12 protein-coding genes and 1 pseudogene are annotated in these 14,804 nt (G+C 73.4%); 3 read left to right on the plus strand and 10 right to left on the minus strand.

The genetic code is table 11. The features are described 5' to 3' along the window. Nucleotides 1-401, plus strand: a pseudogene (locus tag ACWEVO_RS11765) (serine/threonine protein kinase); the annotation flags it as partial. On the opposite strand, the gene ACWEVO_RS11770 reads toward ACWEVO_RS11765, so the two are convergent. From ACWEVO_RS11770 to ACWEVO_RS11810, 9 genes are all read right to left on the minus strand, one after another. Then, on the minus strand, nt 388-741 hold the full coding sequence (locus tag ACWEVO_RS11770; protein ID WP_452307507.1) for a hypothetical protein: 354 nt from the start codon (nt 739-741) through the stop codon (nt 388-390). The pseudogene ACWEVO_RS11765 and the gene ACWEVO_RS11770 sit on opposite strands and share 14 nt — an antisense overlap. Nucleotides 742-1,121: 380 nt before the next feature. Beyond that, entirely contained in the window at nt 1,122-2,111 is a 990-nt protein-coding gene (locus ACWEVO_RS11775) for a hypothetical protein (RefSeq protein WP_452307508.1), read from the minus strand. A gap of 98 nt (nt 2,112-2,209) precedes the next feature. Then, complete coding sequence (locus ACWEVO_RS11780) at nt 2,210-3,373, minus strand: acyl-CoA dehydrogenase family protein (protein WP_452307509.1); 1,164 nt, start codon at nt 3,371-3,373, stop codon at nt 2,210-2,212. Beyond that, nucleotides 3,370-5,400 (minus strand): ATP-binding protein, encoded by a 2,031-nt coding sequence (locus ACWEVO_RS11785; RefSeq protein ID WP_452307510.1) that lies wholly within the window; start codon nt 5,398-5,400, stop codon nt 3,370-3,372. The genes ACWEVO_RS11780 and ACWEVO_RS11785 overlap by 4 nt, the downstream gene beginning before the upstream one ends. Before the next feature lie 8 nt (nt 5,401-5,408). Next, complete coding sequence (locus tag ACWEVO_RS11790; protein ID WP_452307511.1) at nt 5,409-7,010, minus strand: acyl-CoA carboxylase subunit beta; 1,602 nt, start codon at nt 7,008-7,010, stop codon at nt 5,409-5,411. Continuing rightward, on the minus strand, nt 7,007-8,146 hold the full coding sequence (locus tag ACWEVO_RS11795) for an acyl-CoA dehydrogenase family protein (protein ID WP_452307512.1): 1,140 nt from the start codon (nt 8,144-8,146) through the stop codon (nt 7,007-7,009). Before ACWEVO_RS11795 ends, ACWEVO_RS11790 begins: the two co-directional genes overlap by 4 nt. Beyond that, complete coding sequence (locus tag ACWEVO_RS11800) at nt 8,143-9,828, minus strand: acyclic terpene utilization AtuA family protein (protein WP_452307513.1); 1,686 nt, start codon at nt 9,826-9,828, stop codon at nt 8,143-8,145. The genes ACWEVO_RS11795 and ACWEVO_RS11800 overlap by 4 nt, the downstream gene beginning before the upstream one ends. Further along, complete coding sequence (locus ACWEVO_RS11805; protein ID WP_452307514.1) at nt 9,825-10,619, minus strand: TIGR03084 family metal-binding protein; 795 nt, start codon at nt 10,617-10,619, stop codon at nt 9,825-9,827. The genes ACWEVO_RS11800 and ACWEVO_RS11805 overlap by 4 nt, the downstream gene beginning before the upstream one ends. Before the next feature lie 15 nt (nt 10,620-10,634). Continuing rightward, on the minus strand, nt 10,635-11,279 hold the full coding sequence (locus ACWEVO_RS11810; RefSeq protein ID WP_452307515.1) for a TetR/AcrR family transcriptional regulator: 645 nt from the start codon (nt 11,277-11,279) through the stop codon (nt 10,635-10,637). Between the two features lie 170 nt (nt 11,280-11,449). On the opposite strand from ACWEVO_RS11810, the gene ACWEVO_RS11815 reads away from it, so the two are divergent. Both ACWEVO_RS11815 and ACWEVO_RS11820 read left to right on the plus strand, forming a co-directional pair. Next, the gene (locus tag ACWEVO_RS11815) at nt 11,450-12,886 is read left to right on the plus strand and encodes an APC family permease (RefSeq protein WP_452307516.1); all 1,437 of its coding nucleotides are present in this window, start codon (nt 11,450-11,452) and stop codon (nt 12,884-12,886) included. Then, entirely contained in the window at nt 12,886-13,899 is a 1,014-nt protein-coding gene (locus tag ACWEVO_RS11820) for an acetamidase/formamidase family protein (RefSeq protein ID WP_452307517.1), read from the plus strand. The genes ACWEVO_RS11815 and ACWEVO_RS11820 overlap by 1 nt, the downstream gene beginning before the upstream one ends. Before the next feature lie 59 nt (nt 13,900-13,958). Here ACWEVO_RS11820 and ACWEVO_RS11825 read toward each other — a convergent pair. Further along, nucleotides 13,959-14,804, minus strand: an 846-nt coding sequence (locus ACWEVO_RS11825) for a metallophosphoesterase family protein (protein WP_452307518.1), incomplete at its 5' end; no start/stop codon positions are given.

Below are 14,804 nucleotides of genomic sequence, written 5' to 3' on the forward strand. Positions count from 1 at the left end.
CGGCGAAGGTGCTGCCCGGCTGCGCGGCCGGGGGCGTGCGCCTGCCCGCGGGTGCCCGGTGCGCACCGGAGTTGGAGTGCTTCGGTCCGGTACGGCTGCGCCGGGACCGGGCGGAGGCGGCCCGCGTGCCGTGCGACGGCCGGCACACCTGGGAGACCTACGCCGAGGGGGTGCTGCCGGCGAGCCTGGCCGGGGCCGGCCACGACGCGGTCGTCGCCGACGCCGCCGTCCAGCAGGTCTGCAACGTCAGCACGTTCCGGCTGGCCAGCGGCATCCGGCAGGCGGCGGGCTGGAACCTGGAGGTGCTGCCGCCCGCGGCGGCCGCCGCCGACCGCACCTACCGCTGCCTGGCCGGGCGGGGCGTCGACGCGCTCGCCGTGCCGACCCTCACCGGTCGCTGAGCCCCTCCGGCACCCGCCGGCTGCCGCGGACCTCCCGCGGGTCGAGCGCCTCCAAGGTGTCGGCGTCGACGTCGGGTTCGCCCACCGCGGGATCCCGCAGGGTCCGCGGATCGAACGACTCCAGCGTGTCGGCGTCCACCTGGTAACCGTCGGCACCGGACCAGCCCTGCCCCGGGGCGTCGTCGGTGGCGGCACGGGCGGCGCTCACCGCCACCGCGGCGGTCATCCCGAGCAGCACGCAGAGCAGGGCCAGCGCCACCGCCAGGACGCCCGAAGGCCGCCACACCAGCAACGTGACCAGCGCTGCCACCGCCGCCAGGACCGCGAGGGCGGCCCTCACCCGCGCATCGGGCCTGGGATATGAGCTCACCCGTACAGGATCGCCCAGGCTGTCCGGCTGTCAACCGGCCGATCGCGTGGCCGGTCCGGCCGTACGGTCCGATGTCCACGGTCGCAATGAGGCGAAAATAGCGTCGATCAAGACAATGCCGTTACATCAATCGGCAATTTGTCGCTTCGATCCGCGTTTGAGGGGCGGGTCCGGCCCTAGAGTGACGGGGGTCGAGGTCTCCTCGACAGACCCCGTTCCCCACCGGAAGGCAGCCACATGCCACGTGCAATCCGGTCCCGTACCGCAACAGGGATCGCCGGCATCGCTCGCTGAGGGACCCCCGGGGTACGGCGGGTGATCGGGCGCCCGCCGTACCCCGGGCCCGTCGGTCAGGCGAACGCGGTGGTGTAGTAGCGCACCCGGTAGAAGCGGGCGCCGCTCTTGCTGTGGTTGCCGGAGCTGAAGTGGATGGTCTTGCTCCACTCGCCCTCACCGGCACCCGGGACGATCCAGGTCCGCACCCCGTTCGGCAGCCGGGTGTACGCCTTCACGTGGTCGGTGGTGCTCACCACGCTGGAGGTGAACTGCCAGCTGTTGCCGGCGTACACCAGGTTGAGCGAGCGCACGTTGTAGGACGAGGTGAAGAAGTAGCCGCCGCCCTTGTGGTCGGGCAGGATGTCGTGGCCGGTCTTCGCCTTGCCGGCGCCGTCGCTGAAGGTGAGCTTGGTGCGGTACGCCAGCCGGGTGGACGAGCCGTTGCCGGTGATCCCGTACAGCCGGACCTCGCCGCTGCCGACCGCGATGACGAAGCCGTTCTGGTTGTAGATCACCCCGTGCGCGCCCGGGAAGCTGATGAACTGCGCCCGGTGGGTGCTCGGCGTGCCCCCGTTGCTGGCGGGCACGAAGAGGTGCAGGCCGCCGCCGGTGGACGAGCCGGTCGCCCCCTTGGAGGTGGCCACCACGATGGCGCCACGGTCCTTAATCCGCTCGATCGAGTGCGGGTTGCCGTCGACCGTGGTCTGCCAGACGATCCCGCCGGTGTGCGAGGAGCTGATCGCGCTCTCGTCGATCATCGCGGCCCGGCCCAGGTAGTCACCGGCGCCGGACGAGGTGACCAGCATGACGTTGCCCCACCTGGCGGTGCTCCGGCGCTTGACGTCGGACAGGTTCGTCCAGGTGCCGGTACGGCTCGGGGCCTGCCAGAGCGTGGTGCCGCCGCTCCAGGCGGCCGGGTTGAAGCGCAGGATCCGGCCGCTGGCCTGCTCGGTCGCCATCACGTAGTAGGTCGCCGCCTCGGCCGGCGACGCGCCGAGCAGGCCGGCGGCCGGGGCCGCGACCGCCGCTCCGGCGATTCCCTTGAGAAGCGCTCTTCTGTCCATCGCACCCTCCCGTGTGTTCAGTCGGGTCCGATCCTGACAGCGCGGCGGCCACGACACACGGTGTCGATTCGGCCACCCTTTCCGCCCCCGGGGGGGCGTCAGTAGGACTTGTCCTGGCCGAGGACGTGCTGGGCGACGAAGTTGAGGATCATCTCGCGGCTGACCGGGGCGATCCGGCCGGCGCGGACCGCGCCGAGCAGGGTGGCCACCCCGTACTCGGTGGTCATGCCGGCCCCGCCGAGCGCCTGCACGGCGGTGTCCACGGCGAGCGCGGCGGCCTCACCGGCGGCGTACTTGGCCATGTTGCCGGCGACGCCGGCCTCCAGGTCGCGGCCGGCGTCGTACAGGCTGGCCGCCTTGTGGATCATCAGCCGGGCCAGCTCGACCTGCACCGCGGCGTGCGCGAGCGGGTGGGCGACGCCCTGGTGCGAGCCGATGCTCCGGCCGCCCCACACCTTCCGGGTGGCGGTGTACCCGCTGGCCCGCTCGATGGCGTACCGGCCGGTGCCGGCGCCCATCGCGGCGACGGTGATCCGTTCCGGGTTCAGCCCGGAGAAGAGCGCCGGCAGCCCCGCCTCCAGCGACTCGCCGACCAGCGCGTCGGCGGGCAGCCGGACATCGTCCAGGTAGAGCAGGAACTGGTTCTCCGGCGAGAGGATCTCCATGTCCAGCTTGGACCGCTCGAGCCCGGGCGCTTCGGTGGGCACGAGGAACAGGGCCGGCTTGAGCTTGCCGGTCGCCCCATCCTCGGTGCGGGCCACCACCAGCACGTGACCGGCCTCGTCGACGCCGGAGATGTAGCACTTGCGGCCGGAGAGCAGCCAGTCGTCGCCGTCCCGGCGGGCCACCGTGCCGAGCCGGTGGAAGTTCGAGCCGGCCTCCGGCTCGGTGATCGCGAACACGATCTTCTGGGAGCCGTCGGCGAGGCCGGGCAGGTGCCGCTTGCGCTGCTCCTCGGTGCCGTGCTTGTTGATCACGGTGGCGGCGATGGCGGGGGAGACCACGAGCAGCAGCAGCGGGCAGCCGGCCGCCGCCAGCTCCTCGCAGACGATGGCGAGTTCGGTGATGCCGCCGCCCCCGCCGCCGTACTCGGCCGGGATGTTGACCCCCAGGTAGCCGAGCCGGCCGGCCTCGTGCCACAGCTCCGTGGTGTGCTCGCCGGCCTTCGCCTTGCGCACGAAGTAGTCGTGGCCGTACTTGCGCCCCAGGGTCCGGACGGCGTCGCGGAGCTGGTCCTGCTCGGGGGTGAGGTCGAAGTTCATCGGGGGTCCTCCTCGGGGTCGACCACGGCCAGTACGGCACCCGTCTCGACCTGGCCGCCGGCCGGCACCGGCAGCTCCGCCACCACGCCGTCGGCCGGGGCGAGCACGGGATGTTCGAGCTTCATCGCTTCCAGGGTCAGCAGCAGGTCACCGGCGGCGACCCGCTGGCCGACCTCGACGTGCACCCGGGTCACCGCGCCCGGCAGCGGCGCGAGCAGCGACCCGGCCGCCAGCTCCGCGGTGGGCAGCGGGAACCGCGGCAGCTCGGTGAGGCTCGCCGCCCCGTCCGGGCCGTCCACGAAGACCGCCGACCCCGCCCGGTGTACGCGGAACACCCGCCGGACGCCGTCGACGTCGAGGGCCACTCGCTCCGGGGTGGCCCCGACCAGGCTCACGGCCGGCGTCGGGCCGCCGGACGAGGCGTCCCCACCCGGTGCCGTTCCGTCCGGGCCGGTCGACGCGGTGGCCGACGACAGCGACCATTCGGCGAGCGTGCCCGTGCGGCTCAGCCGGTACCGGACCTCGAGCTCGCCGCCGTCGCTCGTCGCGAAGCGGGTGACCTGCGGGAACGCCGGGACGTTGCGCCACCCCGAGGGCAGCCCGGCCAGCACCCGTGCGGACGAGCGCCGCCCGGCGGCCGCGGCCAGCGCCGCCGCCAGCGCGGCCAGCGGGACCTGGTCCGGCGGGAGCAGCGGGGCGAAGACCTCCGGGTGCCGCTCCAGAAAGCCGGTGTCGATCTCCACGGCGCCGAACTCCCGGCTGCGCAGCACCCGGGCCAGCAGGTCCCGGTTGGTGGGCACGCCGTGCAGCTCGGCCCGGGCCAGCGCGGCCGCCAGCGCCCGGGCCGCCTCGGCGCGGGTGGGCGCCCAGGCGATCAGCTTGGCCAGCATCGAGTCGTAGTGGACACTCACCGCCGAGCCGTCGGTGACGCCGGAGTCCAGCCGGAGCCCGCGCAGCGGGGCGAACCCGCCGGCCACCCCGGGGATCGCGAACCGGTGCAGGGTGCCGGTCGCCGGACGGAAGCCCTGGGTCGGGTCCTCGGCGCAGAGCCGGACCTCGATCGCGTGTCCGACGACCGGTGGGGTGGCCGCCAGCGGCAGCGGCTCGCCCTCGGCGACCAGCAGTTGCAGCCGGACCAGGTCCAGCCCGGTGACCGCCTCGGTGACCGGGTGCTCGACCTGGAGGCGGGTGTTCATCTCCAGGAAGAAGAAGTCCCCGTCCGGCCCGAGCAGGAACTCGACGGTCCCGGCGCCGACGTAGTCGACGGCCCGGCCGGCGGCCACCGCCGCGGCGTGCAGTCGTTCCCGCAGCCCGGGCGGGAGGACCGCGGGCGCCTCCTCGACGATCTTCTGGTGTCGTCGCTGGATCGAGCAGTCCCGCTCGCCGAGCGCCACGACGGTGCCGTGGGTGTCGCCGAAGATCTGCACCTCCACGTGCCGGCCGCGCTCGACGTACCGCTCGATGAAGACCGTGCCGTCGCCGAAGGCCGCGGCCGCCTCGCGGCGGGCGGAGGCGACGGCCTCGGCGAGCCCGGCCGGGTCCCGGACCACCCGCATGCCCCGCCCGCCGCCCCCGGCGCTGGCCTTGACCAGCACCGGGAAGTCGGTCACCGGGTCGTCGTCGGTCCAGGTCGGCAGCATCGGCACGCCCGCGTCGGCGAGCAGTGCCTTCGCCGCCATCTTGTCGCCCATCGCGGCGATCGCCTTGGCCGGCGGCCCCACCCAGGTCAGCCCCGCGTCGGTCACCGCCGCGGCGAACTCGGCGTTCTCGGCGAGGAAGCCGTAGCCCGGGTGCACGGCGTCCGCGCCGGCCCGGCGGGCCGCGTCCAGGATCAGGTCGACCCGCAGGTACGTCTCGGCCGGCGTGTTCCCCGGCAGCCGGACGGCCTGGTCGGCCTCGGCGACGAAGGGCGCGTCGGCGTCCGCGTCGGAGTGCACGGCCACGGTCGCCACGCCGAGCGCCCGGCAGGTGGCGAAGACCCGGCGGGCGATCTCCCCCCGGTTGGCCACGAGAAGCCTTGAGATCACAGCAACTCCTACATGCGGAAGACGCCGAAGCCCTCGGCGCCCTGGACCGGTCCGTTGTGGATCGCCGACAGGCAGAGCCCGAGGACGGTACGGCTGTCCCGCGGGTCGATCACCCCGTCGTCGTAGAGCCGGCCGGAGAGGAAGAGCGCCCCCGACTGGGACTCGATCTGCTGCTCGACCATCGCCCGCATCGCGGCGTCGGAGTCCTCGTCGTAGTCCCGTCCCCGCGCCGCGGCGGCCTGCCGGGCCACGATCGAGAGCACTCCGGCCAGCTGTGCCGGCCCCATCACCGCCGACTTGGCGTTCGGCCAGGTGAACAGGAACCTCGGGTCGTACGCCCGGCCGCACATGCCGTAGTTGCCGGCGCCGTAGGAGGCGCCCAGGTTGACCGTCAGGTGCGGGACCTTCGAGTTCGACACCGCGTTGATCATCAGTGCGCCGTGCTTGATGATGCCGCGCTGCTCGTACTCGGTGCCGACCATGTAGCCGGTGGTGTTCTGCAGGAAGAGCAGCGGGGTGTCGGCCGCGTTGGCGAGCTGGATGAACTGGGCCGCCTTCTGCGCCTCCGCGCTGAACAGCACGCCCCGGGCGTTGGCCAGCACGCCGACCGGATAGCCGTGCAGCTCACCCCAGCCGGTGACCAGCGCGGTGCCGTAGGCCGGCTTGAACTCGTCGAACTCGCTGCCGTCCAGCACCCGCGCGAGCACCTCGCGCGGATCGAACGGCACCTTCAGGTCGGCGCTGGCGATGCCGAGCAGCTCCTCCGGGTCGTACTTCGGCGGCCGGGGGAGCGGACTGCGTGGCCCCGGGCCCTGCTTGCGCCAGTTCAACCGGCGTACGCACTGCCGGGCCAGCCGGATGCCGTCCCGTTCGTCCTCGGCCAGGAAGTCGGCCAGGCCGGACGTCGTGGCGTGCATGGCCGCCCCGCCCAGCGACTCGTCGTCGGTGACCTCGCCGGTGGCCATCTTCACCAGCGGCGGCCCGGCCAGGTACACCTGGGACCGGTCCCGGATCATGATGGTGAAGTCGGACATCCCCGGCACGTACGCCCCGCCGGCGGTGGCGTTGCCGAAGACCACGCTGACGGTGGGGATCTTGGCCGCGGAGAGCCGGGTCAGGTCGCGGAACACCCGGCCGCCCGGGATGAAGATCTCCGCCTGGGTGGGCAGGTCCGCGCCGGCCGACTCGACCAGGTTGACCATCGGCAGCCGGTTGGCCAGCGCGATCTCGCCGGCCCGCCGGGTCTTGGCCAGCGCCCACGGGTTCACCGCGCCGCCGCGCACCGTCGGATCGTTGGCCACGATCAGGCACTCCACGCCCTCGACCACGCCGATGCCGGTCACCGTGCTGGCCCCGACCGGGAAGTCGGTGCCGTACGCGGCCACCGGGGACAGCTCCAGGAACGGGCTGTCCGGGTCGAGCAGCAGCTCGATGCGCTCCCGGGGGAGCAGCTTGCCGCGCCGGTGGTGCCGGGTCACGTACTTCTCGCCGCCGCCGGCCCGGGCCTGGTCGAGCGCGGCCTCCAGCTCGGCGAGGCGGTCCAGCAGGGCCTCCCGGTTGGCCCGGTAGGCCGCCGAGGACGGGTCGATCGCACTCTCCAGCGTGGTCATAGCCCGATGCCCTTCGCGATGATCTCGTTCATGATCTCGGTGGTGCCGCCGCCGATGCCGAGGATCCGCGCGTCCCGGTAGTGCCGCTCCACCTCGGCGTCGCGCAGGTAGCCGAAGCCGCCGTGCAGTTGCAGCGCCGCGTCGACGACCTGGTCGCAGGCCGCTACGGCGACGTTCTTCGCCATCGCCACCTCGGTCACCACCGGCTGCCCCGCGGCCACCCGCTCGGCCACGTCGTGCACGTACGCGCGGGCCGCCTCGGCGCGGGTGTGCATCTCGGCCAGCCGGTGCCGGATCAGCTGCCGGCTGGCCAGCGGCCGGCCGAACGTGGACCGGTCCCGGCACCACTGCACGGCCAGTTCCACGCAGCGCTGCGCGGTCGCGTACGCCTGGGTGGCCAGGGAGAGCCGCTCGGCGGCGAACTGCTGCATGATCGCCAGGAAGCCGGTGTCCTCGGGCCCGATCCGGTTCGCCACCGGCACCCGGACGTCGGTGAAGGAGAGCTCGGCGGTGTCCGAGCAGTGCCAGCCCAGCTTCTCCAGCCGCCGGCCCACGGTGAAGCCGGGGGTGCCCTTCTCGATCACCAGCAGGCTGAGCTCGCCGGAGCCCGGCAGGACGGTGCAGACGGCGGTGGTCACGAAGTCCGCCCGGAGCCCGCTGGTGATGTACGTCTTCGACCCGTTCACCACGTAGTGGTCGCCGTCGCGGCGGGCGAAGGTGCGGATGCCCGCCACGTCGGAGCCGCCGTCCGGCTCGGTGATCGCCAACGCGCCGATCATCGTCCCGGCCAGGGTCGGCCGGACGTACCGGTCGATGAGGTCCTCGTCGCCGGCGGCGACCATGTGCGGGAGCGCGATGCCGTGCGTGAAGAGCGCCGCCACCAGCCCGGACGAGCCACCGGAGCGGATGATCTCCTCGGTGACCACGATCGAGTCCAGCAGGTCGCCGCCGCTGCCGCCGACCTGCTCGGGGAAGCCGACGCCGAGCAGCCCGATCTTCGCGGCGGTCTCGTGCAGTGACCGGGGCACCTCCCCGGCCCGCTCCCAGTCGGCCAGGTACGGCAGGACCTCCTTGGTGACGAAGGCGCGGGTCAGCTCACGCAGCTGCCGCCGTTCGGGGGTGTCCACGATGGTCATGCCGGCACCCCCGGACTGAGGTCGGCGGGCAGGTCCACCACTCGCGAGCGGAGCAGTTCGCCGAGCGCCTTGGCCTGCGGGTCGAACCGGGTGGAGCCGGCCACGCCCGGCCCGAGCAGCCCCCGGACGACGAAGTTGACCGCGCGCAGGTTCGGCAGCTCGTACCGCTCGACGGTCAGCGGGGCGGTCTCCGGCAGCAGTTCGGCCAGCCGCTCGACGGTCAGCCAGCCGCGCAGCCAGGCCCAGGTCGCGTCGGTGCGGGCCCAGACACCCAGGTTCGCGTCCCCGCCCTTGTCGCCGGACCGGGCGCCCACCACCTCACCGAGGGGCGCCCGCCGGGTCGGATGCAAGGAAGGGCCCCCTGTTAACGCCTCCTGTCGTAAAGGGGCCCCCGGCAAACAGGTGGTGGGTGGGGGTGGAATCGTGACCCGCTCGCCGGAGGGCAGCACGGCCACGTGCGCCACCGCGTCCTGCGGCACGGCGTCGGCGGTGAACACCCCGTACGGCGTCGCGTCGCCGGGCAGGGTGGTCAGCGTGCACCCCGGGTACGAGGCCAGCGCCAGCTCCACCGCCGCCGCCGAGAAGGCCCGTCCGGCCCGCGCCTTGTCGCCGTCCCGCAGGTGTACGTGCAGCAGCGCGCTGGCGGCCTCGGTGTCGGCGGCGTCCGGGTGGTCCGTCCGGGCCAGGGTGAACTCCAGCCCCTCCTTGCCGACCGCCTCCGCCAACTGGCCCCGGACCAGGGCCGCCTTGGCCGGGATGTCCAGCCCGCAGAGCACGAAGGTCATCGAGTTGCGGAAGCCGCCCAGGTTGTTGACGCCGACCTTGAGCGTGTCGGGCGGCGGCGTGCCCCGGACCCCGGAGACCCGGACCCGGTCCGGTCCCTCCTGGCTCAGCGCCACCGTGTCCAGCCGGGTCACCACGTCCGGCCCCAGGTACGCCGGCCCGTCCACCTCGTACAACAGTTGGGCGGTGACCGTCTCGACGGTGACCGCGCCGCCGGTGCCGGGATGTTTGGTGAGCACCGACGAGCCGTCCGGGTGGATCTCGGCGATCGGGAAGCCGGGGCGGTGGCCACCGTCCGGCAGCTCGGTGAAGAAGCTGAAGTTGCCCCCGGTCACCTGCGCGCCGCACTCGATCAGGTGCCCGGCGACGGTCGCCCCGGCCAGCGCGTCCAGGTCGTCCCGGCCCCAGCCGAACCGGGCGATGGCCGGGCCGACCGCCAGCGAGGCGTCGGTGACCCGGCCGGTGACCACCACGTCCGCCCCGGCCTCCAGGCAGGCGGCGATCCCGAACGCCCCGAGGTACGCGTTCGCGGTCAGCGCGTCCGGCCGGGCGAGGGCGTCGCCCTCGACGTACCCGATCCGCACGGTGAGGCCGAGTCGGTCGGCGAGCGCGCCGATCGCGGCGGCCAGCCCGGCGGGGTTGAGACCGCCCGCGTTGGTGACCAGCGTGACCCCGCGGTCCAGCGCGGTGCCGAGGCAGCCCTCCAGCTGCCGCAGGAAGGTCTTCGCGTAGCCCAGGGACGGGTCGCGTAGCCGGTCCCGGCCGAGGATCAGCATGGTCAGTTCGGCCAGGTAGTCGCCGGTCAGCACGTCCAGCTCGCCGCCGTCGAGCATCTCCCGCCAGGCGCTGAGCCGGTCGCCGTAGAAGCCGGAGGCGTTGCCGACCCGGAGCGCGGTCACCGGGCCACCCCGCTGCCGGCGGCCTCCCGCTTGCCCCCGGGTGGGCCGGCGAACGCCTGCGCCACGTCCAGCCACTCGTCGGCGACCGGCCCGGTGGCCACCAGGGCGAGGTCGGCGCGGTGCCGGCGCTGGGTCACCAGCAGACAGAAGTCGAGCGCCGGACCGGTGACCAGGTCGGCGGCGTCCGCCGGGCCGAAGGCCCAGGTGTCCCCGTCCGGTCCCATCAGCTCCACCCGGACCGGCGTGGTCGGCACCGCGCGGCCGTGCGCGGCGAAGCCGTGCCCGAGGGTACGGAAGCCCAGATGCGCGACGTGCCGCAGCCGGCTGGTCGGGGTGCGCCGGACGCCCAGCGCGTCGGCCACGTCCTCGCCGTGCGCCCAGGTCTCCATGAGCCGGGCGGTGGCCATCGAGGCGGGTGACATGCGGGTGCCGTACCAGGGCAGCTTCTCCCCGGCCGGCGCGGCGGCGAGGGCCGCGGTGAGCGCCGCGCGGCCGGCCCGCCAGCGGGCCAGCAGGTCGGCGGGCGGGGCGAGGAACGCCTCGGCGCCGTCGTCGACCAGCCGGGCCGGGTCCGGGGCGGACAGCACCGAGGCGTAGAAGGCGTCGGTGTCGGTGGCGGCCAGGTGGGCCACGTGGTCGGTCCAGGCCAGGTGGGCGAGCTGATGGGCGACCGTCCAGCCGGGGGCCGGGGTCGGCCGGGCCCAGCCTTCCGGCGGCAGCGGCGCGACCAGGGCGTCGAGCTGCTCGGACTCGGCGGTCAGCTCCGCGAGCAGGGCTGTCAGGTCGACCATGGTCCCTCCGGTGGGTCAGTGCGGCCGCGCGCTCCCGGGCGGCGGCGGGCCGTCGTCGGGTGTGAGCAGGATGGCGAGCTGGCGCTTCCAGGTGTGCAGCAGGGCGGTACGCCGGGCCGAGTCGTCGCTGAGCAGGTTGGCCACCCCGAGGCCGCGAAGCAGGTCGAGGGTGGCCTGCACCGCCTCGCGTACGCCGGGGCGGCGCTCGTCCACGCCGAGCAGCTCGACGGTCAGCCGGTGCATCTCGCGGCCGACCCGGGCCTCCAGCGGCACCAGGGCGTCGCGCAGTTCGGCGTCGGTGCGGGCGGCCACCCACAGTTCCAGGGCGGCGACGAAGAGCGGCCCGGTGAAGGCCGCGGCGAGCAGGTCGACCACCCGGTCCAGCCGTCGGGGGCCGGCCGGCAGTGCGGCGGCCTCGGTGCGCAGCTCCACCGCCCGCCGTTCGGTGAGGTGGGTGACGGCGGCGGTGACCAGCGCGGCCTTGGTCGGGTAGTGGTGCAGCTGGGCGCCTCGGGAGACGCCGGCCCGGGCCGCCACCACCGTGGTGGTGGTGCCGGACCAGCCGTGCTCGACCAGGCACTCGACGGTCGCCTCCAGCAGCCGGGCCTGGGTGGCGCGGCTGCGTTCCTGCTGCGGGACGCGGGTCGATGCGGGGGGCACGGGGACAGCGTGCCGTCGCCGAAACAAACAGTCAAGCCTGACTTTTTCTGCCGCGGTGACTACGCGGCCATTGCGGCGCTTTGTCGATGTTCCCAATAGAGGTAGATGGATCTTCCTGTCCGTCCCCCGCGGGACTAACGTGCGGCCTCACCAGATCAAGGAGGCGTGCCATGACTCAACCTCCCGACCCATCCGAGACAGCCCAGGTCGAACGGTTCGGCTACCGGCAGGAGCTGAGCCGGTCCCTCAGCTTCATCGACCTGCTCATCTACGGACTGATCTTCATGGTGCCGATCGCCCCCTTCGGCATCTTCGGCAGCGTCTACTCCGGCTCCGGCGGCATGGTCGCGCTGGCGTACCTCATCGGCATGGTGGCGATGATGTTCACCGCCCTGTCGTACGCGCAGATGGTCCGGGCCTTCCCCATGGCCGGCTCCGTCTACAGCTACACCGGTCGCGGCATCGCGCCGCCCGTCGGCTTCCTCGCCGGCTGGGTGATCCTGCTCGACTACGTCCTCGTGCCCGGCCTGCTCTACCTGGTGGCCAGCGTGGCCATGCACTCCCTCGTGCCCGGGGTGCCGGTGTGGGCGTGGTTGGCGGCCTTCGTCGTGCTCAACACCGTCGTCAACTACTTCGGCATCCGGATGACCGCGCGGGTCAACCGGGTGATGCTCGTCGCCGAGCTGGCCATCCTCGTGATCTTCCTGGTCGTCGGCGTGATCGCGCTGGCGCAGGGCAAGGGCACGGGCTTCTCGCTGCGGCCACTGTTCAACGGGGACACCTTCTCCTGGCCGCTGGTCTTCGGCGCGGTGTCGATCGCCGTACTCTCGTTCCTCGGTTTCGACGGGATCTCCATGCTGGCGGAGGAGAGCCGCGAGGAGGCCCGACAGATCGGCCGGGCGATGGTCGGGGCGCTGCTGCTCGCCGGTGCCCTGTTCATCGTGCAGACGTGGGTCGCGGCCCTGCTGGTGCCGGACGCGACCGGTCTGCTCGACAACGGCGACCCCGAGGGCACCGCCTTCTACGACGCGGCCCGGGTGGCCGGCGGGGGCTGGCTCGCCGGGCTGACCGCCCTGGCCACCGCGATCGCCTGGGGCTTCGCCAACTCCCTGGTCGCCCAGGCCGCCACCTCCCGCCTGCTGTACGCGATGGCCCGCGACCGGCAGATGCCCCGCTTCCTCGCCCGGATCAACCCGAGACACCAGGTGCCGGCCAACGCCACCCTGCTGGTCGCCGGCATCTCCCTGGCGCTCGGCCTCTACATGGCCAGCCGGGACGACGGCATCTCGCTGCTGTCCACACTGGTCAACTTCGGTGCCATGACGGCGTTCCTGGCGCTGCACGTCTCCGTCGTGACCCACTACGTCGTGCGCAACGGCAGCCGGGACTGGTTGCGGCACCTGGTGGTGCCGGTGATCGGATTCCTGATCCTGCTCTACGTCGTGATCAACGCCAAGGTCGCCGCCCAGGTGCTCGGCTTCGTCTGGTTGGCTGTCGGGCTCCTCGTCCTGCTGGTCTTCTACCTGACGGGCCGGCGTCCCGAGCTCGCCGCGCTCGTCGACGTCGCCCACGAGAGCACCGACGAGCCGGTGAAGGAGCCGCACTGATGACCGACGTGGTGAAGTACCGGCCGGAGCCGGACGAGCTCTCCTACACCTTCGGCGGGCGTGAGGCGGTGCTCCGGGTGCGCCCGGGCACGATCCTCGAGCTGTACACCGAGGACTGCTTCGGCGGGCGGGTCCGGACCGTCGACGACCTGCCGTCGCAGGTGTGCGAATTTCCCTACCTCAACCCGGTGACCGGGCCGATCCACGTCGAGGGGGCCGAGCCCGGGGACACCCTCGCCGTGCACTTCATCGCGATCGAACCGGCCCGGGACTGGGCCGTGTCCACCACCTTCCCGCACTTCGGCGCGCTCACCAGCACGCACACCACGGCGACCCTGCAACCCCCGCTGGACGAGGTGGTCTGGCGGTACGACGTCGACGTAGCCGCCGGCACGGCGACGTACCGGGCCCGGCGGGGCGACTACACCGTGGCGCTGCCGCTGGATCCGATGCACGGCACCGTCGGGGTGGCGCCCGGTGCCTTCGAGGCGCGGATGACGATCACCCCGGACGCGCACGGCGGCAACATGGACACCCCGGAGCTGCGAGCCGGCGTCACCGCGTACTTCGGGGTGAACGTGTCGGGGGCGCTGTTCGCCCTCGGCGACGGGCACTGCCGGCAGGGCCACGGCGAGGTCTGCGGCACCGGCCTCGAGGCGGCCATGAACACCACGGTCGTGGTGGACGTCATCAAGGGGCGCGGCACCCCGTGGCCGCGGCTGGAGTCGGACGACGCGCTGATGTCCACCGGCTCCGCCCGCCCGCTGGAGGACGCCTACCGGATCAGCCAGCACGACCTGGTCACCTGGACCGCCGAGCTGGTCGGGCTGGATCAGCTCGACGCGTACCAGCTGGTGAGCCAGGCCGGTGAGGCGCCGGTCGGCAACGTCTGCGACCCGAACTACACGATGGTGGCGAAGGTGGACAAGCGCTACCTGGGCGGGATCGGCGGATACGACGGGACGCACGCGCGGCTGCGCGACACCGCCCGGCACTACCTGAACCACCGCTGACGGGGCAGGGGCCGGCCGGACACCTTCCGGCCGGCCCCGCGCCCGGCGCGGGCTGCCGCTCAGCGGCCGTCGCGGGGTCCGAAGACGGCGAGGGCGTCGGTGTCACTGTTGCGGGAACGCAGGTACTCGTCGGCCCAGGCGGCGGCGCCCGGGAAGCCCGACTCGGCGGCCACCCGGGCGCAGGCGGCGTCCACGTCGTACCGGGTCCGGCGCAACTGCACGCCCGGGCCGAGCAGCGCCCACCAGGCCCCGTCCCCGCCGTACGGCATGCCGACGCTGCCCGGGTTGACCACCAGGCGGCGGTCGACGAGCCGGGTGAACGGCATGTGGGTGTGCCCGCAGACCACGGTGCCGACCTCGGTCGGCAGGCCGGTGAAGACCTCGGCCCAGCGGTCGAGCCGCGAGTCGACCAGCACCATCGCCTCGTCGTCCCGGGGCGTCGCGTGGCAGCAGAGCACCTCGCCGAGGCCGGCGACGGAGAGCGTGGCGGTCGGCGGCAGCGCGGCCAGCCGGGCGACCTGATCCTCCCGCAACTGCGCGGCGGCCCAGTTCGAGACGTCGTACGAGGCCGGCTGGCCGGCGTGGGCCGCCACCAGCTCCCGTTCGCCGTTGCCGCCGACCCAGAGCGCGCGGTCACCGAGCGCGGCGAGCCGGTCCAGCACCTCGACCGGTTGCGGGCCGTCCGCGATGTCGCCGGTGAGCACGATCAGGTCGGCGGCGGCCACGTCGGGCTCGGCCAGGACGGCCTCCAGCGCCGGCAGCGCTCCGTGGATGTCGGAGAGGATGGCGACACGTTCGAGCATTGCCCCACCCTCACCGGGGACGGTGCCGGAGTCCAGGAATTCTGCGCCGGGCAGAGCGGCCGCGAAGAAAAGACCGGCCCGGATCGCGCGATGCGCGGTCCG

It is taken from the genome of Micromonospora sp. NPDC003776, assembly GCF_053605645.1.